At 59.1% G+C, this 22,102-nt stretch carries 20 protein-coding genes; 10 read left to right on the top strand and 10 right to left on the bottom strand.

Going from position 1 to position 22,102, the window contains the following annotated elements:
• Positions 1-6: 6 nt before the first annotated feature.
• The 6 genes from B5526_RS33480 to B5526_RS33455 all read right to left on the bottom strand — a co-directional run bounded on the left by B5526_RS33480 (position 7) and on the right by B5526_RS33455 (position 9,519).
• Positions 7-3,267, bottom strand: coding sequence for an efflux RND transporter permease subunit (locus tag B5526_RS33480; RefSeq protein WP_079543953.1), 3,261 nt, complete (start codon positions 3,265-3,267; stop codon positions 7-9).
• A 44-nt stretch (positions 3,268-3,311) separates the two neighbouring features.
• The gene (locus B5526_RS33475) at positions 3,312-4,547 is read right to left on the bottom strand and encodes an efflux RND transporter periplasmic adaptor subunit (RefSeq protein WP_244562123.1); all 1,236 of its coding nucleotides are present in this window, start codon (positions 4,545-4,547) and stop codon (positions 3,312-3,314) included.
• A gap of 321 nt (positions 4,548-4,868) precedes the next feature.
• Positions 4,869-6,494 (bottom strand): outer membrane beta-barrel protein, encoded by a 1,626-nt coding sequence (locus tag B5526_RS33470; protein WP_244562122.1) that lies wholly within the window; start codon positions 6,492-6,494, stop codon positions 4,869-4,871.
• 122 nt (positions 6,495-6,616) lie between these two features.
• Positions 6,617-6,850: a hypothetical protein gene (locus tag B5526_RS33465; RefSeq protein ID WP_154071583.1), complete on the bottom strand. Its 234-nt coding sequence runs from the start codon at positions 6,848-6,850 to the stop codon at positions 6,617-6,619.
• Between the two features lie 255 nt (positions 6,851-7,105).
• The gene (locus tag B5526_RS33460) at positions 7,106-7,843 is read right to left on the bottom strand and encodes an outer membrane protein (RefSeq protein WP_079543950.1); all 738 of its coding nucleotides are present in this window, start codon (positions 7,841-7,843) and stop codon (positions 7,106-7,108) included.
• Between the two features lie 62 nt (positions 7,844-7,905).
• A complete protein-coding gene (locus B5526_RS33455; protein WP_079543949.1) occupies positions 7,906-9,519 on the bottom strand; it encodes an outer membrane beta-barrel protein in 1,614 nt (537 codons plus the stop codon).
• Between the two features lie 458 nt (positions 9,520-9,977).
• Between B5526_RS33455 and B5526_RS33450 the strand changes: the two genes are divergently transcribed.
• Positions 9,978-10,523: a hypothetical protein gene (locus tag B5526_RS33450; protein ID WP_079543948.1), complete on the top strand. Its 546-nt coding sequence runs from the start codon at positions 9,978-9,980 to the stop codon at positions 10,521-10,523.
• A gap of 271 nt (positions 10,524-10,794) precedes the next feature.
• Positions 10,795-11,511 (top strand): response regulator, encoded by a 717-nt coding sequence (locus B5526_RS33445; protein ID WP_079543947.1) that lies wholly within the window; start codon positions 10,795-10,797, stop codon positions 11,509-11,511.
• Positions 11,512-11,607: 96 nt separating this feature from the next.
• Here the strand turns inward: B5526_RS33445 and B5526_RS33440 are convergent, their stop codons facing one another.
• The 3 genes from B5526_RS33440 to B5526_RS33430 all read right to left on the bottom strand — a co-directional run bounded on the left by B5526_RS33440 (position 11,608) and on the right by B5526_RS33430 (position 14,357).
• Positions 11,608-11,829: a hypothetical protein gene (locus tag B5526_RS33440; RefSeq protein WP_079543946.1), complete on the bottom strand. Its 222-nt coding sequence runs from the start codon at positions 11,827-11,829 to the stop codon at positions 11,608-11,610.
• A 102-nt stretch (positions 11,830-11,931) separates the two neighbouring features.
• On the bottom strand, positions 11,932-12,675 hold the full coding sequence (locus tag B5526_RS33435) for an outer membrane protein (RefSeq protein WP_079543945.1): 744 nt from the start codon (positions 12,673-12,675) through the stop codon (positions 11,932-11,934).
• Positions 12,676-12,737: 62 nt separating this feature from the next.
• Positions 12,738-14,357 (bottom strand): outer membrane beta-barrel protein, encoded by a 1,620-nt coding sequence (locus B5526_RS33430; RefSeq protein WP_079543944.1) that lies wholly within the window; start codon positions 14,355-14,357, stop codon positions 12,738-12,740.
• A gap of 463 nt (positions 14,358-14,820) precedes the next feature.
• Between B5526_RS33430 and B5526_RS33425 the strand changes: the two genes are divergently transcribed.
• The 5 genes from B5526_RS33425 (at position 14,821) to B5526_RS33405 (ending at position 18,956) form a co-directional block, all read left to right on the top strand.
• Entirely contained in the window at positions 14,821-15,435 is a 615-nt protein-coding gene (locus tag B5526_RS33425; protein ID WP_154071582.1) for a hypothetical protein, read from the top strand.
• A gap of 477 nt (positions 15,436-15,912) precedes the next feature.
• On the top strand, positions 15,913-17,544 hold the full coding sequence (locus B5526_RS33420; RefSeq protein WP_154071581.1) for a sensor histidine kinase: 1,632 nt from the start codon (positions 15,913-15,915) through the stop codon (positions 17,542-17,544).
• Positions 17,537-18,250, top strand: coding sequence for a response regulator (locus tag B5526_RS33415; protein WP_079543941.1), 714 nt, complete (start codon positions 17,537-17,539; stop codon positions 18,248-18,250). Before B5526_RS33420 ends, B5526_RS33415 begins: the two co-directional genes overlap by 8 nt.
• 77 nt (positions 18,251-18,327) lie before the next feature.
• Complete coding sequence (locus B5526_RS33410; RefSeq protein WP_079543940.1) at positions 18,328-18,549, top strand: hypothetical protein; 222 nt, start codon at positions 18,328-18,330, stop codon at positions 18,547-18,549.
• Between the two features lie 110 nt (positions 18,550-18,659).
• Positions 18,660-18,956 carry a hypothetical protein gene (locus B5526_RS33405; RefSeq protein WP_079543939.1) on the top strand — a complete coding sequence of 99 codons (297 nt, stop codon included), beginning with the start codon at positions 18,660-18,662 and terminating at the stop codon, positions 18,954-18,956.
• A gap of 168 nt (positions 18,957-19,124) precedes the next feature.
• Here B5526_RS33405 and B5526_RS38180 read toward each other — a convergent pair whose 3' ends face one another.
• Positions 19,125-19,427 carry a hypothetical protein gene (locus tag B5526_RS38180; protein WP_154071580.1) on the bottom strand — a complete coding sequence of 101 codons (303 nt, stop codon included), beginning with the start codon at positions 19,425-19,427 and terminating at the stop codon, positions 19,125-19,127.
• An 844-nt stretch (positions 19,428-20,271) separates the two neighbouring features.
• Between B5526_RS38180 and B5526_RS33395 the strand changes: the two genes are divergently transcribed.
• From B5526_RS33395 to B5526_RS33385, 3 genes are all read left to right on the top strand, one after another.
• Entirely contained in the window at positions 20,272-21,045 is a 774-nt protein-coding gene (locus B5526_RS33395) for an outer membrane protein (RefSeq protein ID WP_079543937.1), read from the top strand.
• Between the two features lie 311 nt (positions 21,046-21,356).
• Complete coding sequence (locus B5526_RS33390) at positions 21,357-21,623, top strand: hypothetical protein (protein ID WP_079545777.1); 267 nt, start codon at positions 21,357-21,359, stop codon at positions 21,621-21,623.
• A gap of 29 nt (positions 21,624-21,652) precedes the next feature.
• Positions 21,653-22,096 carry a hypothetical protein gene (locus B5526_RS33385; RefSeq protein ID WP_079545775.1) on the top strand — a complete coding sequence of 148 codons (444 nt, stop codon included), beginning with the start codon at positions 21,653-21,655 and terminating at the stop codon, positions 22,094-22,096.
• Positions 22,097-22,102: the final 6 nt, after the last annotated feature.

The following is a 22,102-nucleotide window of genomic DNA, read 5'->3' as shown; positions in this document are numbered from 1 at the left end:
TCCCAATCAACTCTCCAAACCGCCCTCGGCCGCCGCGACGGCTTCGCCGCCACTTTCAGGTTCGGACGCCCGGTCTCTCGAGAGAAAAATCTTTCGGAGCGCGGGCGCGACGACCAGCAGCAGCAGAGGTCCGATAAACATACCTCCGACCACAACGGTTGCCAAAGGCCGCTGCACCTGACTGCCGATGCCATGGGAAATCGCCGCCGGGAACAATCCGACGCCCGCCGAAAGTGCGGTCATCAACATCGGCCGCATCCGTTGCTCGGCGCCGTGGAACACCGCCTCGCTGATATCCATGCCCTGAACCCGGAGTTCGCGGAAATAGGTGATGTTGAGAATGCCGTCCATGACAGCGACGCCGAACAGCGAGATGAAGCCGATCGCCGCCGAGACGCTGAAATCAAGGCCGGCGAGATAAAGCGCGATCAGCCCGCCGCCGATCGCAAAGGGGATGCCGGCAACCGCCAAAAGGCTGTCACGCAGCGAGTTGAACAGGCCGTAGAGCAGCACAAGGATCAAAAGCAGCGTGATGGGGACAACGATCATCAGCCGCTGCTTGGCATTCTGCAGGTCGTCGAACTCGCCGGCCCACAGGATCTGGAAGCCGTTCGGAAGCTTGATGGCTTTGGCGACCCGTTCCTGGGCTTCCGCCACCGTGCCGCCGAGATCGCGGCCGCGTACGCTGAACTTGATCGGGATGTAGCGCTGGCTGCGCTCGCGATAGATGAACGAAGCGCCGGTATCGAGGGTGATGTCCGCGATTTCGCTGAGTGGGACGTAGGCATTTGTCCCCGAGGGGGTCGCATAGGCGACCTTAACGGAACGGACAGCGTCGATGCTGGCGCGATATTTGGGATCGAGCCGGACCGCCAGGCTGAATTGCCGGTCGCCTTCGAGAACCGTGGTTGCATTGGTGCCGCCCAGCGCCGCCTGCACGACGCTGTTGACGTCGCCGGTGTTGAGGCCGTAGCGCGCGGCTTTTTCGCGATCGACCTTGATGTTCAGGTTGGGTTGACCGAGCAGGTGAAAAATTCCGAGGTCGGCGACGCCCTGGACTTTCGCCATCTCGGCCATCACCTTGGTCGCGAGCTGTTCCAGTATCTCAAGGTTCGGTCCGACGATCTTGACCGAGTTGGCGCCTTTGACGCCCGACAGCGCTTCCTCGACATTGTCCTGGATATATTGGGAGAAGTTGAACCCGACCCCGGGCAGTTCCTCCCTGAATTCCTTCTGCAGTTCCTCCGTCAGCATCTCCTTGGTCAGGTTAGCGGGCCATTCGTCGAAGGGCTTTAGCGGTGCGAACAACTCGACATTGGAGAATGGCGAGGCGTCGCTGCCGTTATCCGGCCGCCCATGCTGCGATACCACCGTGAGCACCTCGGGATGCCTCAGCAATATCTCGCGCATCTTGCCGGTCGCCTCGGTGCCGGCATCGAGCGAGATGGTGGGCGGCATGGCCGCCCTGATCCACAGATTGCCCTCCTCCAGGGCAGGCAGAAATTCACTGCCGAGCCGCGACGCCGCGAGGAAACTCACGGCCATGAAGACAATGCCGATGATCACCGCGACCTTTAAATTGCCGAGCGCCCAGCGCAGCACAGGCGTGTAGGTCGCGCGCAGGCCGCGCACGATCACCGTTTCGACCTCCTCGATGTGCTTGGGAAGCAGCAGCGCGGCCAGCACCGGCGTCACCGTGAAGGTCGCGAGCAGCGCTCCCGCAAGCGCGTAGCCATAGGTTCGCGCCATCGGCCCGAAGATCTGCCCTTCCACACCTGTCATCGTGAACAGCGGCACGAAGGCGGTCACCGTGATCGCGGCGGTAAAGAAGACCGCCTTGTCGACCTGCAGCGCGCTCGCGAAGATGATGCGCAACCGCTCATTCCACCGCTGGCTTGCGGTCGTGTGTCCCGCCACCGATGTCGGATCCGGTCCCCAATACCCCTCGGAAAGCTGGCGAAGGAGCGTTTGCCGGTGCTCCGGGGTGGACTGGAAGTTGCGGTAGATGTTCTCCATCATGATCACGGCGGAATCGACGATGATGCCGAAATCGACCGCGCCGAGCGAGAGAAGGTTGGCATCTTCGCCACGCAGCACCAGAATGATGATGGCGAAGAACAGCGCGAACGGAATGTTGGCGCCGACGATGATGGCGCTTCGGAGATCGCCGAGGAAAACCCATTGAATGAGGAAAACCAGCAGACAACCGAAGATCAGATTGTGCAGCACGGTGTGGGTGGTGACGCCGACCAGCGAGCTGCGATCGTAATAGGAAACGATCTTGACCCCGGGCGGCAGGCTTCCGTCGCTGTTGAGCTTCTCCACGGCGGCCTGAACGCGCGGAATGATATCGTTGGTGTGCTGGGTCCGCCCCATCACGACGATTGCGGCTGCTACGTCATCATCGTGATCCCTGCCCGCAATTCCGAGCCGTGGGACGTAGCCGACGCTGACCTTGGCGACGTTCTTGATCTGGATCGGCAGCCCGTTTGACTGGGTGAGGACGACGTTCTCGATATCCTGGACCTTATATCCCTTGGTGACGTCGTCGGCGCCGCCGCTGTCGACGAGCCCAATGCCGCGGATATTGACCGATTGCTGTCCGATGGTGATCTCGCGGCCGCCCACATTGATGTTGGCGTTGCCGAGCGCGCTGATCAGCTGCGGGACGGTGACGTTGTAGGCTTCGAGCTTCTGCAGGTCCGCATCGACATTGAACTGCTTGGTGGTGCCGCCCCACGAATTGATCTGCACCACGCCGGGAATGGTCAGGAGCCGGCGCGTGACGACATAGTCCTGCAGGGTCCGCAGATTGGTGAGCCCGAAGTGCGGCGGACCGACCAGTTGATACCGGTAGATTTCTCCGACCAGGCTGGACTGCTGAATTTGCGCAACCTGGTTGCCAGGCAGATTGACGTTTTGGGTCAAACTGATCGAGGCTTGCGACAGCGCGAAGTAATAGTCGACACCATACGCAAAAGTCACCCGGACGAACGACAGGCCATAAAAAGACGTCGAGCGGACATTGACGACGCCTGGCGTCGGATAGAGGCCAACCTCCATCGGAATGGTGTAATACTTCTCCATCTCCTCGGCGGACAGACCCGGCGCCTGCGCGGTGATCTCCAGAATCACAGGGGCCGGGTTGGGGTAGGCTTCGATATTCAAGTTGGTAAAGGCAATCAGCCCGGCGGCACAGAACACCGCAAGGCCCAGGACGATGATCGCGCTGCGCGTCAGACCGAACTGTAACAGGGACTTAATCAAGTGACCTCGCCGTGTGTATTTGATTTAACGAGCGCAAGCGTGGTTTAGCCGGCATCGCCCAGCAAGAGCTTGTTGCTCAGAAATACCGCACCGTCCGTGACGACGGTTTCTCCGGGCTGAAGGCCTTCCAGGATCTGGGTCCAGCCGCCTTGCTGCAAGCCGATCTTGACGGTTCGCTTGGTGAAGCGCCGGCTGTCGTTTGTGACCCACACCGTCATCGTGCCGTCACCTTCCCTGACCACGCCCTGGGCAGGCACCGCAAGCGAATTGACGGGGTCTCCGACGTGAATCACAAAACTTGCATACATCCCCGATCGCAACAGATGCTGGGGATCGTCGATTTCGGAACGCACGAGCTGTCGATGGGAGTTTGGATCGATGATCGCCCCAAGATTCGTAACGTGCCCCTTGAACACAGTATCCGGGTAGGCCGGCACCCTGACCTCGACTGCCTGGCCTAATCGGTAGGCCGGCGCATCGGTCTCGATCACATTCGCCAGCATCCACATCGTCGACACATCGGCGATCAAAAACGGCGCGGGCGCGTTGCCGGGCTGAGTGAGAAATCCCGGTGCCGCGTTGCGCGCAACGACTTTTCCCGAGATCGGGCTCGGCACCAGCAACGTGGAATCAACCTTTCGTTGCGCCAGGATCTGGTCGACCTCTTCGTCGGTCTTGCCGAAAATGCGAACCGCATTTCTCGCCGCCTTGAAGTTGCCTTCGGCGGTCTGTTCGTCGGACGTCGACTGATCGATGTCCTTCTGGGCGCTGCCTCCGGATTTCAGCAGCATCGTCACCCGCGCCAGCACTCGTTTTTGCAATTCGAGGACACCGGCGGTGGCGAGTAGGTTCGACTCCGCCTGCAGGAGATCGGGGCTGTCGATCGTAAACAGGATGTCGCCCTGCTTCACCTCGTCCCCGAGATTGAAGAACGCCTTCAGGATCTTGCCCGGATATTGGGAAAAAACCTGGACCAGCACATTCTCGTTGAAGTCGATGGTGCCGACCGACGTCTTTAGAATCGCGAACTCACGCGATCCGACCGGACCGATCTTGAGCGAGCCCGCCTGCTTGTCCGACAAGTCGACAATGGGCAGGTCGGCGGCCTTATCCGACGCAGGCTGGTCCGCGGCGGTGGATGCGGTCCGCTCCTTCCGCTGCGCCTGGACATCGGCAAGGCCGATGAAACCCTTGCTCCATAATAGCGCGGCTCCGCCGATCACGATCAAAGCCAGAAAAACCGCCCGAGAACGTCTCGACAGGTTTTTGAAAACGTTCACGTTTACTACCCCCAAAGCGATGCACGGCCACTCGCCTAACAACACCTCATCATTCTTTGATTAGGTTTGTTATGTTGCGATACAGCATTGAACTTACATCAGGCTTACGTGTCTTGAAAACCGCACGGGAGTCCAAGAGTGATTTTCGATGAAAGTCATATAGTGAAAATAGCCAAAGCGATAGAATTTGCGGATTTGCTCAGACATTCTACTGTTGCCCCCGGCATAGGCAGCGGGTTGCTGAAGTTAAGGACAACAGCGGCCGCGCGCGCTTTACCCCTGGACTTTGCAGGGACAATTTGAGCCACGCTCTTCCATCCATCAGAAGTGAATGATGATGTCGGCCGCGCCGATGATGGCGTAGTTCCGGTTGGCCGGGATGCCCAGATTCGGGTTGCCGTTGAATGCAAACGCATCCAGCGATTTGTAATAGGAAACCTCGGGCCGGACCTCGATCTGGGGCGAGAACCAGTGCTGCCAGCCGATGCCGGTCTCGATATAGCGGGTCTTGGTACCGGTGCGCTGACCCTGATAGTCGTCGACGAATTCAGCGCGGTACGAGATGTTGTCCAAAGGCGTTGCCTTGTAATTCAGATACATCAGAGCCGTCTGGAATTCCGCCGTGCAGCTCAGCACCGCCGCGCTCTTGCAGATTGCGCCGCCGGGAGCGTTGAACGGCATGTATTGCGGCGAGAACGGCGTGCCCCCGTTGGCGATGATGGCGAGCGCGGAGGCATTGAGCAGGTTAGGCACGTTATTCTGGTGCTCATTGTAGGATTCGATCGAGATGTGCCATTGGTCGTTGAATTTGTGGTAATAGGTGCCGCCATACCACTGCAGGTTGTTGTAGCCCCACAGGCCGCCATTGATGGCATTGGCAACGAGATTGATGTTGTCATTGCCGTCGTCGCTGCTCCAGCGCACGCCCAGGGTGAAACTGGGAACCGCGCCGGGATCCTTCGGCATGGTTTGCATTGGATACAGCGCGCTCGGGAACGGATTGGCGATCCGTGCACCGACATGCCAGGGCAATGACTCGGTTCCGGCCGAAAAGCCGGCCTGCAAGATCCAGTTCTTGGTCGCCGCCAGCGTCGCTTCGATACCGGTATTGGTATAGTTGTCGAAGGTATAGGTCATCGAGTGCGAGTACATGTAGTTGTTCGGGGCAAGTTGCGCCTCGATGTCCGGAATAGAGATGTAGCGTCCGAACCGGATGTTGAGGCCTTCCATCACCCAGGGAATGAACACCTCGCCATAGGCCATGGGCATGTCGTAGCCGTTGTTCTTGTTCTGGTTCAGAAGCTGGTAGCTCCAGAGCCCGAACGCGGTGGTGTAGCGATAGTTCTCGCCATAGATCGGCGCGATGCGAAAACCCCAGTCGATGTGATCCTTCTGGACCGTATCCGGCAAACGCTCGATATAGAGCACGGCCTGATCGAGCTGCACATTGTTCGGATTGTAGCTATAGGCCGCCGGCGCGTTGCCGCCGCGCACCGTGTTGGTCGAGAGGTTGCCGCCGGGATCGAGCCAGCCGTAGACCTGGATGTGCATATCGTCCAGCCAGTGGCCGAACGGCGTATTCGCCATCGCAACCATCAGCGGGCTGTCGACCGAATTCGGCCGCGTCACGCCGAGATTGGTGCTGCCGCCATACGGCCACTCCGTGAACGGCATCGGCGGCAGCGTCTGAGGCGTCGCCGGCCAGTAGTCGCGGCGTCCCGGCGGTAATTTCGGATCGGCAGGCGCAACGTCGTGCCCCCATTCGAGCCGGTAGTAGTTGATGAAGCGGCTGAGGAAATCGCTGCCGAGATAAGGCTCGAGGCAGTTATAATTCTTGTAGGGATCGCCGCCATAGGCGCACGCCCCCCTCCCCGCATCGCCCGCCTGTGCCGCATCGATTAGACCGAACGCTGCTAACGCGACACAAGCCAAAAAAGCTATTTTCACTGTTTCGCCCAAGCTGTTGTTACCGGCGCCCTCACGCGCTCTCGCGGCTCCGATAACGCTGCGCATCTTCCAAGGAGGCGCAGAGAAAAGATCTATTCGCTCAGGCGCAACGCTAAGCGTGTCTAATTCGCCGGACCGCGCCACATCGGAGATTTCGGGCCGCCGTAGTAGCGCATCGGCCCAAGCTGCGCCGGCTGTTGCGAGGCGAGCTGCGCATGGCTCTCATAGACGGCGCCGTGCAAGTGCCGGTGTCCCTTGTGAGCTGCCAGCGCATTGCCGCTGAACCCCGCGGTCACGAGCGCCGCGACCAGCGTGGCGAACCCGATCCGCGCACTTCTTCCCATCAAATAAATCATGTCTGCCTCCATTGAAAAAACTGCACTCACCTATTGGCCGGCTTGCTGGCCTGACCACATCGGGGATTTCGGTCCCCCGAAGTAGCGAAGTTGATTGGCGCCGGAATTTTCCGCGCTCGGCGCGCCCATGTCGCTGACGCATCCCGCAACGACCGCGCACAACGCTGCCACAGCCAGCACGACCCCTGCCCTTCGCCTCAACAACCATCCCTCCGCTACAGAGCGCGACGTGACGCCATCCGCTCGGGCGAACCGTCAATACTTCGCAACGACCGGGCCGCCCCAGTTGAATTTGTAGTCGAGGCCAACCGTCACGACCGAATAGGTGTTGTCGATGGTGTAAGGCAGCACACCGGTTGTCGGGTTGCTGCGGACGAACCTGCCGAAATCGTAGTAGCGATATTCGAACTTACCGATCAGGTTGTTGGTGATCGCATAGGCGATACCGCCGCCGGCGGTCAGGCCGCTGCGCTGAACCGTGAATGAATCGACGCCGACGCCGGGAACGGTGTTGGTATGAACCAGGCTGCCGGTTGCCCAGCCGCCGTCGACGAACAGCAAGATGCGGTCAAGAGCGATACCGCCTCGCGCACGAAACGAGCCGCCGTAGCGAAGCTTGGTCTCGTCGATCGCGAAAATCGGCAGCGTGCCATTGTTGAACTGACTACGGTCGCTGCCCTTGATGCCGGACCAGAACCCGTCGCCTTCGACGCCGACCACGTAATTGCCGCTCTGCACGTTGTAGCCGACCTCACCGCCGCCGATGCCGCCAGTCGAGTCGTAGTTGATCGTGTAATTCGCAAAGCCGAGCGGGCCGAGCGCGTTGTTGAGATTGTGATTGCCGAAGCCGCCGCCGCCGTAGACGCCGACATAGAAGCCGGACCAGTCATACATCGGCGTCGCGACCACCGGCGCCTTCATGGCAAGATCGGCGCCAAGCGCGGGCGACATCAGCCCCAGCACTGAGACGGTGGTGAAAAGAACTCGCTTCATTGTATTCCCCTATCGAACTGTTCTGCGTCTGACGGCTAAGGCCGCCGCGATCTTTCCACGCGTCAGAAGTGAATGATGATGTCCGCCAAGCCAATGAGGGCGTACTTCCTGTTGGCCGGGATGCCGAGGTTCGGATTGCCGTTGAAGGCGAACGCATCCAGCGCCTTGTAGTAGGAAACCTCGGGCCGGACCTCGATCTGGGGCGAGAACCAGTGCTGCCAGCCGATGCCGGTCTCGATGTAGCGGGTCTTGGTGCCGGTGCGCTGACCCTGATAGTCGTCGACGAATTCAGCGCGGTAGGAGATGTTGTCGAGCGGGGTCGCCTTGTAGTTCACGTACATCAGGGCCGTCTGCCAGTCCGCCGTGCAGCTCAGCACCGCCACGCTCTTGCACTGCGCGCCGAACGGCGAGTTGAACGGCATGTATTGCGGCGAGAACGGCGTGCCTCCGGCGTTGAAGATGGCGAGCGCCTGCGGATTGAGAATGTTCAGGACGTTATTCTGGTGCTCGTTGTAGGATTCGATCGAGATGTGCCACTGGTCGTTGAATTTGTGATAATAGGTGCCGCCGAACCATTGCAGGTTGTTGTAACCCCACTGGCCGGTGTTGATGGCGTCTGCGACGAGGTTGATGTCGTCATTGCCGCTATCGCTGGTCCAGCGCACGCCGAGGGTCACGCTCGGCATCGCGCCCGGATCTTTCGCCATCGTGGACATCGGATAGAGCGCGTTCGGGAACGGATTGGCGATCCTTGCGCCGGCATGCCAGGGCATTGCCTCGGTGCCGACCGTCAAGCCGGCCTGGAAGATCCAGTTCTTGGTCGCTGCCAGCGTCGCTTCGATACCGGTGTTGGTGTAGTTGTCGAAGGTGTAGGTCATCGAGTGCGATGACATGTAGTTGTTCGGCGCAAGCTGGGCCTCGATGTCCGGGATCGAGATGTAACGGCCGAACCGGACCATCAGTCCTTCCATGACGCCCGGAATGAACACCTCGCCATAGGCCATCGGCATGTCGTAGCCGTTGTTCTTGTTCTGGTTCAGGAGCTGGTAGCTCCAGAGCCCGAATGCCGTGGTGTAGCGATAGTTTTCGCCGTAGATCGGCGCGATGCGGAAGCCCCAGTCGATGTGATCCTTCTGGACGGTATCGGGCAGACGCTCGAAATAGATCACCGCCTGATCGAGCTGCACGGTGTTCGGATTGTAGCTATAGGCCGCCGGCGCGTTGCCGCCGCGCACCGTGTTGCTGGAAAGGTTGCCGCTGGGATCGACCCAGCCGTAGACCTGAATGTGCATGTCGTTCAGCCACTGGCCGAACGGCGTATTCGACATCGCCGCCATCAGCGGGCTGTCGATCGAGCTCGGCCGCGTGACGCCAAGGCTGGTGGCGCCGCCGTACGGCCATTCGGTGAACGGATAGGGCGGAACGGCCTGCGGCGTTCCGGGCCAGTAGTCGCGGCGCGATGGCGGCGCCTTGGGATCGGCCGGCGGGGCTTCGTGTCCCCACTCAAGACGGTAATAGTTGATGAAGCGGCTCAGGAAGTCGGTGCCGAGATAGGGGTCGAGGCAGTCATAATTCTTGTAGGGATCGCCGCCGTAGGGGCACGGACTCGCCGCTTGTGCCGCGCTGCTCAGACCAATCGCTGACAGCGCGACGCCCGCCAAAAGAATTCTTTTCATAGTCTTGCCCCAAGCTGTTGCCACAGACGCCTTCAGGCGTTCTCACGATTCCGTTAACCCTCGTGATCGATCATTCGTTGGGGGCTTAAGAAAAATCGATACGGTTTCGTCGGCGAATAGATTAAAAATAAATAGCTGAACGAATGCGATTGACGCTGATTGCATCCGAAAGCGTCAATTGCTCATCGCGTTGCTCAAGCGCGCGGCGGAATTCATGACATTTCTTTGGATTTGCGCGATGCGTCGCAGCAGTTTGTTCCGCGATGTGTCTTTTGCGCTACATTCCCGACGCTTAGCGCCGATTGAGCACGCTCTCGCCTGCTGCTGAAAAAACTCACGCATTCATTGGCTATATTTTTTCTATGCAAATGGCTGTGATTGCACATCGAAGATATATGTCGCCCATCGCTAAGCTGACGCATTGAGCGGAATCTGTTCGCTCTTGGCGAGGCGGGACGATGGAAGCCGTTGCACAGATTGCCAACGCAGATAGCGCGGCGTTTCCCGACAAGGCTGAAAACCTTGATTTCAGTTTCTTGCCAAAAAGCCTGACAGCGCAATGCCGGAGCCTGATCGAGAGCTATCACGAGCTGCACGGCTACACGTGCCTGCCCGACATCCTGTGGAAAGCCCGGCTGGGACCGTTCATCCAGCAGCATCGGGAGTTTCAGCAACTCCTCAAGAAAGCCTCGACCACCAGAAGCGCAAAGAAGTCCAATGAAGGCTTTGTGCGGATCGCCACGACGCTATTGTCGCTGGAGATATTGGCTAGCAGTTTTGCCGGCTGGAGCGCGATCTACCCGGAAGCGGGATCGATGGCGCAGGCGATCCTCAAGCGCAATGCGCGCAGCGCGCATATGCCCTTGATGGAGTTCTATCTGTATCCGCCGAAATATATCAGCTCCGCCGCCATCGCGACGCTCGCGCCGCCGCCGAGCAAGCTGGGCGCTGTTGATCTGCCTGGCGCCTCCGACCTTGCCAAGGTGTTTTCGGTCGGCGGCTAGACATCGAGCGGCAACGATTCCAGGCCACCGCTCGTTCCAGCAATCCTATCTTTATTCATACTTCTTCTGCGACGTAGCCACATTGATTTCTTATACGGAAACAATGCACGTTCGTGTTGTCCGGAAATAGCTTTCGGTAACGGGGCAACGTCTGACTCAACAACAGTATGGAATACGGGCCTTTCATGGGGTTGCGGCGCGTTTGCCTATCCCGCCGCGTCTTAATGTCCTTCGCCCGGACCGAGGATTCTGAATTGGCGGGATACGGCCAATGAGCAAACTCACAAATCTCGTGCTCCTGATTGATGATGAACCCAAGATAAGACGGTTCATCCGCGCGGGTTTCGAGCTTCACGGCGGCTTTTCCGTGCAGGAAGCCGAAGGCGCCGCCGAAGGACTGCGAGCGGCGACCTTCAATTCGCCGGATCTCATTATCCTCGACCTGGCCCTGCCCGACCGTCGTGGAGCGGAGGTGCTCGAGACAATCCGGTCCTGGTCGGATGTCCCGATCATCATCCTTTCGGTCGAATCGAACGAGGAAGAAAAAGTCGGCCTGCTCCGGGCCGGCGCGGACGACTACGTGGTGAAGCCGTTCGGCATGGCCGAGCTGCTGGCGCGCAGCGAGGCTGCACTGCGGCGATATTTCAAGTCGGCCACCGAGAGCCCCATCGTGGTCGCCGGTCCGCTGTCGATCAATCTCGTCGACCGAACCGTCCTTTTGAATAATTACCAGATCAAATTGACCCGAAAGCAGTACAGCCTTCTGCACATCCTCGCCAAACATGTCGGCCTGGTGGTCACGCACGACGAATTGCTGGAGGAGATCTGGAAGGGCAACGTCCGAAAGAATATTCAGTATCTGCGAATCCTCGTCCGCGACCTCAGGCAGATCATCGAACCCGATCCGGATCATCCGCGGCTGCTGATCACCGAGTCCGGCATCGGCTATCGCCTGCAAGCCCGGTTCGGGGATGTTGCAAAGTCCTAGCACGATTGGTCCGTGCAACTTGCCGGATCGCATGTCAAACAATCGGACCTGGCTCGGCAAACGAACCTCACCAAAGGTGACGCTCCGCGCGCCGCGTTATCGCCACATCGGCGATTTCGGACCGCCGTAGTAACGCATCGGCCCAAGCTGCGCCGGCGGTTGCGAGACGAGCTGCGCGCGGCTCTCATAGACTGTGCCGTGAACGTGCCGGTGTCCCTTGTGAGCTGCGAGCGCATTGCCGCTGAACCCCGCGGTCACGATCGCTGCAACCACGGTCGCGAACCCGATTCGCGCACTTCTTCCCATCAAATAGGTCATCTCTGCCTCCAAATGAAAACCCGCACTCACCTAACGGCCTGACGGGATCGGGGATTTCAGACTCGATCCATCAGGGTGCCGCCATCAGCTCAGGCGAACCGATCAGTATTTCGCAACGACCGGGCCGCCCCAGTTGAATTTGTAGTCGAGGCCCAGCGTCACGACCGAATAGGTGCTGTCGACGGTGTAGGGCAGCACGCCGGTTGTCGGGTTGCTGCGGACGAACCTGCCGAAATCGTAGTAGCGATATTCGAACTTGCCGATCAGGTTGTTGGTGATCGCATAGGCGATACCGCCGCCGGCGGCCAGGCCGCTGCGGTGAACCGTAAACGCATCGACGCCGACGCCGGGAACGGTGTTGGTATGATCCAGGTAGCCCAAAGCCCAGCCACCGTCGAAGAACAGCAACAAGCGGTCAGCGGCAATGCCGGCGCGGGCGCGAAACGAGGCGCCATCCTTGAGCTTGGTCTGGTCGATCGCGAAGATCGGCAGCGTGCCGTTGTTGAACTGGCTGAGATCGCTGCCCTTGATGCCGGACCAGAACCCATCGGCCTCGACACCGACCACGATATTGCCGCTCTGCACATTGTAGCCGACCTCGCCGCCGCCGATGGCACCGGTGGAGTCGTAGTTGATGGTGAAATTGGCAAAGCCGAGAGGGCCGAGCGCGTTGTTGAGATTGTGGTTGCCGAAACCGCCGCCGCCATAGACGCCGACATAGAAGCCGGACCAGTCATACAGCGGCGTCGCGACCACCGGAGCCTTCATCGGAAGATCGGCGCCAAGCGCGGGCGATATCAGGCCCAGCATCCCGAGCGAGACGGTGGTGAAAAGAATTCGCTTCATTGTATTCCCCTATCGAACTGTTCTGCGTCTGACGGCTAAGGCCGCCGCGATCTTTCCACGCATCAGAAATGAATGATGATGTCCGCCGCACCGATGATGGCGTACTTCTTGGTCGGCGCGATCAAGAGGTTCGGGTTGCCGTTGAATGCGAAATTATCCAGCGCCTTGTAGTAGGAAACCTCGGGCCGGATTTCGATCTGGGGCGAGAACCAGTGCTGCCAGCCGATGCCGGTCTCGATGTAGCGCGTCTTGATACCGGTGCGCTGGCCTTCCTTGTCGTCGACGAATTCGGCGCGATAGGAGATGTTGTCCAAAGGCGTTGGCTTGTAGTTCAGATACATCAGCGCGGTCTGGAATTCGGCGGTACAGCTCAGCACCGCGGCCGTCTTGCAGATCGCGCCGAACGGTGCGTTGAACGGCATGTATTGCGGTGAGAACGGCGTGCCGCCGTTATTGATGATGGCAAGCGCCTGCGGATTGAGCAGATTAGCTACGTTGTTCTGGTGCTCGTTGTAGGATTCGATCGAGATGTGCCACTGGTCGTTGAACTTGTGGTAGTACGTGCCACCGTACCATTGCAGGTTGTTGTAACCCCACTGGCCGCCGTTGATGCCGTCCGCAACGAGATTGAGGTCGTCCTTGCCGTCGTCGCTGGTCCAGCGCACGCCCAGGGTGATGGTCGGAACCGCGCCCGGATCTTTCGGCATGGTTAGTCCGGGATAGAGCGCATTCGGGAACGGATTGGCGATCCTTGCACCGACATGCCAGGGCATCGCCTCGGTGCCGTCAATAAAGCCTGCCTGGAAAATCCAGTTCTTGGTCGCCGCCAGCGTCGCTTCGATGCCGGTGTTGGTATAGTTGTCGAAGGTATAGGTCATCGAGTGCGAGTACATGTAATTGTTCGGCGCAAGCTGGGCCTCGATGTCCGGGATCGAGATGTAACGGCCGAACCGGATCAGCAAGCCTTCCATCACCTGCGGAATGAACACCTCGCCATAGGCCATCGGCATGTCGTAGCCGTTGTTCTTGTTCTGGTTCAGGAGCTGGTAGCTCCAGAGCCCGAACGCGGTGGTGTAGCGATAATTCTCGCCGTAGATCGGCGCGAGACGGAAGCCCCAGTCGATGTGATCCTTCTGAACCGTATCCGGCAGACGCTCGATATAGAGCACCGCCTGATCGAGCTGCACGGTGTTCGGATTGTAGCTATAGGCCGCCGGCGCGTTGCCGCCGCGGACCGAGTTGGTCGAGAGGTTACCGCCGGGATCGACCCAGCCGTAGACCTGGATGTGCATGTCGTTCATCCACTGGCCGAACGGTGTATTCGACATCGCCGCCATCAGCGGGCTGTCGACCGAGCTCGGCCGGGTCACGCCGAGGTTGGTGCTGCCGCCATAGGGCCACTCGGCGAACGGCATCGGCGGCGTGCTCTGCGGCGCCGGCGGCACCTCGCTCTCAGGGCGGCGTGACGACGGCGCCTTCGGATCGGCAGGCGCAACGTCATGTCCCCATTCGAGCCGGTAGTAGTTGATGAAGCGGCTGAGGAAGTCGGTGCCGAGATAAGGGTCGAGGCAATCATAATTCTTGTAGGGATCGCCGCCGTAGGGGCACGGATTGGCCGCTTGTGCCGCGCTGCTCAGACCAATCGCTGACACCGCGACGCCCGCTAGAAGAAGTCTTTTCATAGTCTTGCCCCAACCTGTTGTTTGTAGTCGCCTTACAGTCGCCTTACAGACGCGCTCACGAGTCCGTTAACCCTGCTCATCTTTCCCAAGGGGGCAAAAATTATCGATTGGACTTGGCGCGGCATTTAATTGGGAAAAAATAGGGAAAGCCGCATTTTGGCGCTCGACTGCACAAGCTCGAGCCAATTCCCTGGTGGTTTGCTCAAATGCCAGGCGAAATTCGTGACGTTTCCGCGAATTCTCGCGGTGCGCCGCAACAGTTTGTCCCGCGATGTGACTTTTTCGCAATACTTAGAAGAACCAACACAACAATTTTTCGCGCGCTGAATCATCAGCGACGCCTCGTCCTATTTTTTTCCTACGAAGGCGACCCTGACTACCTATCGAAGATATATGCCACTGCTCGTTATGCTGCGACGCGTTGGGCGAAATCTGTTCGTTTATCGCAAGGCGAGGCAAAGTCGTGGCAGAGGTTGCGAACGATTCAGGTGGCGCCGTTCTCGCCGACAAGGCTGCGAACTTCGATCCCGGCTTCCTGCCGAAGAGCCTGACGGCGCAATGCCGCAGCCTGATCGAGAGCTACCACGAGCTGCACGGCTATTCGTGCCTGCCGGACATCATGTGGAAGGCGCGGCTCGGGCCCTTCATCGAGAAGCATCGGGAGTTTCGTCGCCTTCTCAAAAAGGCTTCGACGACCAGGAGTGCAAAGAAGTCCAACGAAGGCTTCGCTGGGATCGCGACGACGATTTTGTCGCTGGAGATATTGGCCAGCAGTTTTGCGGGCTGGAGCGCGATCTACCCGGAAGCGGGATCGTTGGCGCAAGCGATTCTCAAGCGCAATGGGCGCAGCCCGCATATGCCATTGATGGAATTCTATCTGTATCCGCCGAAATACATCAGCTCGAGCGCGATCGCGACCCTCGCCCCTCCTCCGCATCGTCAACCCAGCGAAGCGGAATTGTATCGTGCGTCGAAGCCGGAGCTTGCCGGTGAAAAACAGGCGCTCAACTACATCAACGCGATGGCGCGGACGCCGGACGGAAGGCTGCCGCACCCCGACGGCGCTTCGCCCGGGTGATTGCGAACCTCGAGCGCCGAAGCACGGCGCGCGGTTGGTACATTGATTCTCTATGCTGTTTGGCCGCGATATGAGAACCGGCTGACCAGCCCCAGCTCCCGGATTCTGCTGAAAAGCTGCTCAGACGCGCCAAAAACGTGGGCGGATCGAATAGGCAATTCGATTTTATATATGTTTTTTATATTTCCTTGCTCTCTCAACAACATAGATTTTCTACGTCGTTATAGAGAATGCTCGCATTGCTGGGTAGTTGGCGACATCGAGGCAACGATTGAAGCAAAAACGGTGAACGATTTTTTCGCGACGCGCTGCGGTTAGCGATCGCTAGCCCTGCGAGCAGATACTCTTAACTTTTATAACTCTTGCGTCGCGATCAAACGTTGCCGGGGGCTAGGTCTCACGAAGGCTGTTAGCGAGCCATTGTGACGATCCTTCGTCGTGACGAGCATTCGATGTCTTACCTACGAGGCATATTTTTTGAATTCTGATCTGCTCATGGTGCCAAAGCCCGCAAAGGCGCGTGCGAGGCCGGTTGGAAGCGGCAATGAGGGCGTCCTGCAGCCGGATGACGAGCTAACTGCGTATCGTGTCTTGCGGGCGGACGTGCTGCCTCTGCTGTTGTCCTTGCTGTCGGTCGGCCTGGTCACCGCCGTCCTGCTGCCGCTTGACAAGGCGGTCGCTGCCAGCCTCGTCCCGGTCGCTTACCTGATACCCGTCATTGTCGCCGCAACCAGGTGGGGAATCTGGCCGGCCACCCTGACATCGATCGCCGGCATGGCCGCGGCCGATTTCTTCTTTTTTCCTCCGCTCTTCAGTTTTCGCGTCGACGATCCGCAAGAGGTCATCGACTTGCTGGTGTTTCTGGTGGTGGCGCTGGTCAGCAGCAATCTGGCCTCACGCTTGCGCCAGGAGACCGACGCGGTACGCCGGCGCGAAACCGAAATTCTGCAGCTTTACGAATTCTCGCGACGCTTGGCGGCCTGTTTCACGGTATCGGACCTGATCGCGGCCATTGAGAACTACCTGTCTCGCACGCTCGGACAACAGGTCGTATTCTTCGCAGCCGGCGCCGATGATCGCTTTGAGCCGCCCGATTCAGGCTCGGTTCCAACACTGGTGCGAGACCGTGTCGCCGCGATGCCCGCAAAAATCGGCGATCCCGCCCACGCGATCGTCAATGAAGCGACACAGGACGTCTGGTTGCTTGGAACGGTCAGTTCCGAAACTGCGGTTCATGGCCTCGTTGCCGTCAATATCGGAGACGGCTCGCGCGAAGCGGTTGCCCTCAAGACGCGCCGCGTCGAGAGCATCCTTGAAGAAGTGTCCATGACGCTGCAGCGTCTCCATATCGAAAAGGCGATGGCGGACGCAAGGCTGCATCTGCAGGCGCAGCTGTTGCGAGACGCCTTCCATGGCACGCTTTCGCATGAATTGTGCACGCCGCTCGCCGCCATCCGGGGTTCGGCAAGCGTGATGGATTCGATGCCTGACGTCCGGGGAAACGGCCCGCTTCATTCGCTGGTCGAGGCAATCTCCGATGAAGCGGCGCAGCTCGATGGCTTCATTCGAAACCTTCTCAATGCGACAAGGGTTACCGCGGGCGGCGTCAGCCCGCGCCTCGAATGGGCAGATCCAAGGGACATCGTCAACGCAGCCGTCAAGGGAAGAGCCCGGCAATTGCTGGCCCATGAGGTCGAGGTCGAATTCGGCGAAGATTTGCCGCTGGTCAATGTGGATTCAGGTCTGATCGAGGAATCCTGCGGACAGCTTCTCGAAAATGCCGCCAAATACTCGCCGTCCGGCTCGACGATTTCGATCCGCGCACGGGCGGAAGCGGATCGCGTCGTTCTGTCGATTTCCGATCAAGGCGTCGGAATAACGCCGGACGAGCGGCAACAGCTTGGCCTTCGCTCATTCCGCAGCCAGCGCCATCGGGCCAGCATTCCGGGGTCGGGCCTCGGCTTTTGGATCGCATCAACCTTTGTCAAGGCAAACGGCGGAACCATTGATGTCTCGAGCCGGGGCCAGGGACAGGGAACGACGGCTTCCATCGCCCTGCCCGGCGCTTCAATGGAGCCTTCTGAATTGGCAGCGCTGAGAGATGAATAAACCCAGCAACGTCGTGCTCTTGATCGACGACGAGCCAAAGATAAGACGGTTTCTTCGCGCGGGTTTCGAACTTCGCGGCTTCAGCGTGCTCGAGGCGGAAAACGGCGAGGAGGGATTGAAGGCCGCGACATTTAGCGCACCAGACCTCATCATTCTTGATCTGGCTCTGCCGGACCTCCATGGAACGGAAGTTCTCGAACGACTTCGATCATGGTCGAACGTGCCCGTCATCATTCTCTCGGTGGTGTCTGATGAGGACGAGAAGGTTCGGCTGCTGCAGTCCGGAGCCGATGATTACGTGGTCAAGCCGTTCGGCATGGCCGAACTGCTCGCGCGCAGCGAGGCTGCGCTGCGACGATATTTCAAGACCGCGACGGAAAATCCGATCGTCGTCGCCGGTCCGCTGTCGGTCGATCTCGTCGGCCGCACCGTTTCTCTCAATAGCGGCCAGATCCGATTGACCAGAAAAGAGTATCGCCTGCTCCACATCCTGGCGACGCATGTCGGCCTCGTGGTGACGCACGACCAGCTCCTCAAAGAGATCTGGAGCGGCAACCAGAGAGACAATATCCAGTACTTGCGAATTCTGGTTCGCAAACTGCGGCAGAAAATCGAAACCGATCCCAATCACCCGCGCCTGCTGGTGACGGAGTCGGGCGTCGGCTATCGCCTTCAGGCCCGCCTTGAAAATTCGTCAGCGGACTAAAGCGATGCGGTGTCGCACAGCCGACGACCGGCGCTCGCAAAAGCCCTTCCGTCAAACCGAAGGGGCCTAGAATCGCTATGCTCCGTCCTTCGCCGCGCCGGTCATTCTACGTTGCCGTTTCCTGGAGCGATCAGAACGCCTGGTGCTGGGAGATACGCCGCAAACGCAAGCCGATGGGCGTCAGATTGTGGGAAGGCGGCTTCCGCTCCCATCACGCGGCTCAACTGGCCGGCCGGCAGGCCCTGGAGGATTTTCTAAATGGCCTGTCGATCGAGGTGCGCTCGAAATCTCATGTCTGATGTTCTGATCCAAATCTTACGTTTGATACAAATATCTTTGATCGAAGTATCTTTGATCGAAGTATCTTTCATCCGACTCGAACATTGAAACGACGCAATACGAATGAATCTTGCGGCAACAACAGCGCACGCGCTCCAAGACGCTGGAACGGAAATTGCTAGAACGCGACATCGGGCATTGCGCAAAAGGGATTGCCGTGACCTTCATTGTGCAGGCAACAAGAGGCGAAGAAGGCACGACGACGATACGGTTGAGCGTTGCCGCCGCGATCGCCAAGGGACAGGCCCTTGCAGAACAGGGCTGGCAGGTCTTCATCACAGGGCCGGATGGCATCCGCTACTACCCCAGCGAGTTCGACAGACTGCTTTCGCTTGGTCCGGCACTTCCCGCCCGTTCACTGTTTTGAGCATCCTTGCTACCAAGGTCTAACTGGCCACCAAACTTCCTCCGCAGCGATCTCCGAGAGCTGTGCCGCGTCGGAGGACGCTAAGCGAAGCGCCATTGAGCTCGCGGGCCGCGGTGGCCTGGACTGACAAATAAATATAAAAATAATATATTTTCGCCGCGGAACCCATTAATCTGCCCAAAAAATGGGGCGGACGCGGTGCAATTTTTGGTCAAGCATTTCAATTTTCTCGGTTTCGAAGGCCAAAACTGGATGCTCATCGCGGCCGGATTGACCGCGGCTTTTGTTTTTTTGGTCTGGAAGACTCGCGATCGGCTCTGATGCGCGCTCGGACCGCGCCAATTGGGCAATTTGATCATGCCCCCGGTTGCGGCTTGCAACATGTCGCAGCGAGCGCATCATTTTATCGATGATAAGACTTACAAGGAGCAGACCGGCCTGCGATCTCGCCGTTAACAAATGCCGTGGCACGCCCGTCCCGATCTACAAACTGAGATCGCGCTCCGCTCATTCGCGCGAAATGATCGAGCGATGTTCCTCCCGTTATGTCTAACGGGCATAGAAGTGTGGTGATCGAGAATCTTTTGTAGTGCAGTGCAGAATCTGGTGATAGAATTGTTGTGCGGTGCCCTTGAACAAGGCGTCGTGTTTTACCCCTAAGCTAAAGCGAACCCGCCCGAATTTCAGCTTCGGGCGGGTTTTCATTTTGGTATTCGCCTCGAGGGGACGAAACGTTTCGGAATGCGGTGCGACCCAGCCAGTCCGGGTGGCTTGCATATTGCTTGCGTATTATTTGCAAAGAGCCGTTTGCAAAGAGCCGTGGCGCGAACGACGTCATTCAGATCAATCGCCGCGACGGCGATGTGTTCACGGCCCCGCCGGCAACCACCGTTGTCGGCGAAGGCGATGGCGTGGTTCTGATCGGCCGCCCCAACCGCGCCGATCTACTCACATCGCTATTCGAGCCGCGCCTTCGCGGCGCGCGAGGATGATTTTCACACTCGTTGGTGAATCGCAAAGCGCCCTTCGCCTTGAAGCGCCACGCCGGCAACGCTGAAACGTGACGGAGAGATGTCGGGATATGTAAGGTCGTCTCCCCTAATATTCCCGTGATTAATCAACGCGCGAGATATCGAACTATATTATTTTTATATTTTTTTTGGTGCCTTGCGATGTCGCAGATGTACAACGCGCGCGGGGAAAGTGAGTTTGCGCAGTCCACATCGTGCAGTTCGCAGTCGCACAAGCGAAACATTCAATTTAATAATTCCTTCAAGACTCGTTCTTTGGCCGCGGGGCCGCGCAGGGGGAATGTATGAACCGACATCTGAAACTGGCTTTTGCCGCGGGCATTTTGGTCGGCTTGGGCGCAACCGGCGTTGCCTCGGCCGCCGACATGGCGGTCAAGGCCCGGCCGGTCGTCGCACCGGTCGTGTACCCCTGGACTGGTTGCTACATCGGCGGCAACGTCGGCGGCGCCTGGAGCAAGATGGATACGACGCAGGTAGGCCAGGACGGGATCGGCCCCACCTTCGCGAATTACGGCCGCGAAAACGACAGCGGGTTTGTCGGAGGCGGTCAGGCCGGTTGTGACTTCCAGGCCAGCAATTTGGTGTTTGGTGTCGGCGGCAGCTTCGACTTCGGCAATGTCAACGGCAGGCATTTGATTCCGGATGTCCCGGGGTTCACGGAGACCAACAGTCTCAAGGCGATCTACACGGCAACCGGTAGGATCGGTTATTTGTGGACGCCGACGCTGCTCGGTTACGGCAAGGGCGGTATGGCGTGGGTGACCAATCGCAATTCGGTCTTCCTGCGAAGCGGCGCGCTGTTTGAGTCCTCCGGCAGCTTCACGATGCCCGGCATGGACGTCGGCGTTGGCCTCGAATGGATGTTTGCGCCGAACTGGTCGGTGTTCGCGGAATACAATTATATCTTCTTCGAAGATGATTTCGCGCAGCACTTCACCACGACACCCGGCCAGGCCATTACCGGCGAAACCATCCTGACGCGGCAGCGGGTGCAAACCGCGCTTGTCGGCGTGAACTACAAATTCCACTGGGACTCGCCGGTGGTCGCGAAATACTGATTTTTTCCATCTCTCCACCACCTCCAAGCCCCGGCATCGCCCGGGGCTTTTTTATTGCGGCACTTCCCGGCCGCGCGTCGCGCGCGCCACCGTCCCGGTTTGGGGCAGCCTCGCGCCAGCTTATGCGGCGCTTATGAGATCGCCGTCTTGCCTGCCTCGAATTCATATCCGGGCGGGAAGATATTGGGAGCATGAGTAAGGCAGTCTCCCGATCGATCACTCCCCTCCGAACATTTGCAAACAAGACAAAGCGGCGGAACATCCGGCCGCGTCGGGACCTAGCGCTGCTCGTCAAGAGAAGGAATACCAACGTGAAGCTCGTCGAACCTCCATCGTTAAGCGCTGCATCCACCGTCGTTTTCATCGGCAAGAACAGGCGCGGCAACTGGGTCGCCCAGGAACAGAACGGCCTCTACGGCGGCCTGTTCGTCAACCGCGCGCAAGCCATCAAATACGCGCTGTTCGAGAATGGCCACCATCCGGAGACGATCGTCGAGCTGTCGCGCGGGATCGAGCTCGACATCGATGGCAAGCTCCCCTCGTCCGATCCCGCCACGAGCGCGCGGCGCGTCGCATGACAAGCCGGCCGACCGTTATGGAGCGCCAAATGGTTCAGCCTCATTCAGTCCCCGAGGGCGAGCAGGTCGTGGACACCATGATCGGGCTCACCCGCTTATCAAGCCTGCATCGCGTGATCGTCGCCGGCGCCGATCGAATGGAGCTCTGTCTGGCGCTGCGGCGGCGCGGATTCATTCGCGTCGCCACAGCTACCGCCAGCCGCCTGCCAAGGCGACAATATTCGGTCGGCCTCGTCACCTCCCAAAATTCGCTTCACGAGATCGAGGCCGCTCTTACCCAGATCTCGCCGCTGCTCTGCGCCAACGCGGCGATCGCCGTTCTGATCCCTTCTCGCGAAAGCGGCTTCTGCCTGAAGGTCCGTGCCCGCCTGGAGCAGATCGGCTTTCGGATCGAGGCCGGGGTCAGGTGCCAGCAGGGTCTCGTGCTCTCCGCCTGCCGGCAGGGTTTTTGGCATATCGAAAAGGCGGCGTGACATCCA

The sequence above is a fragment of the Bradyrhizobium lablabi genome, assembly GCF_900141755.1.
Classification (GTDB): Bacteria; Pseudomonadota; Alphaproteobacteria; order Rhizobiales; family Xanthobacteraceae; genus Bradyrhizobium; species Bradyrhizobium lablabi_A.
The sequence above is the reverse complement of the archived record's forward strand: the minus strand, read 5'-3'. Positions and strand labels throughout refer to the sequence as shown.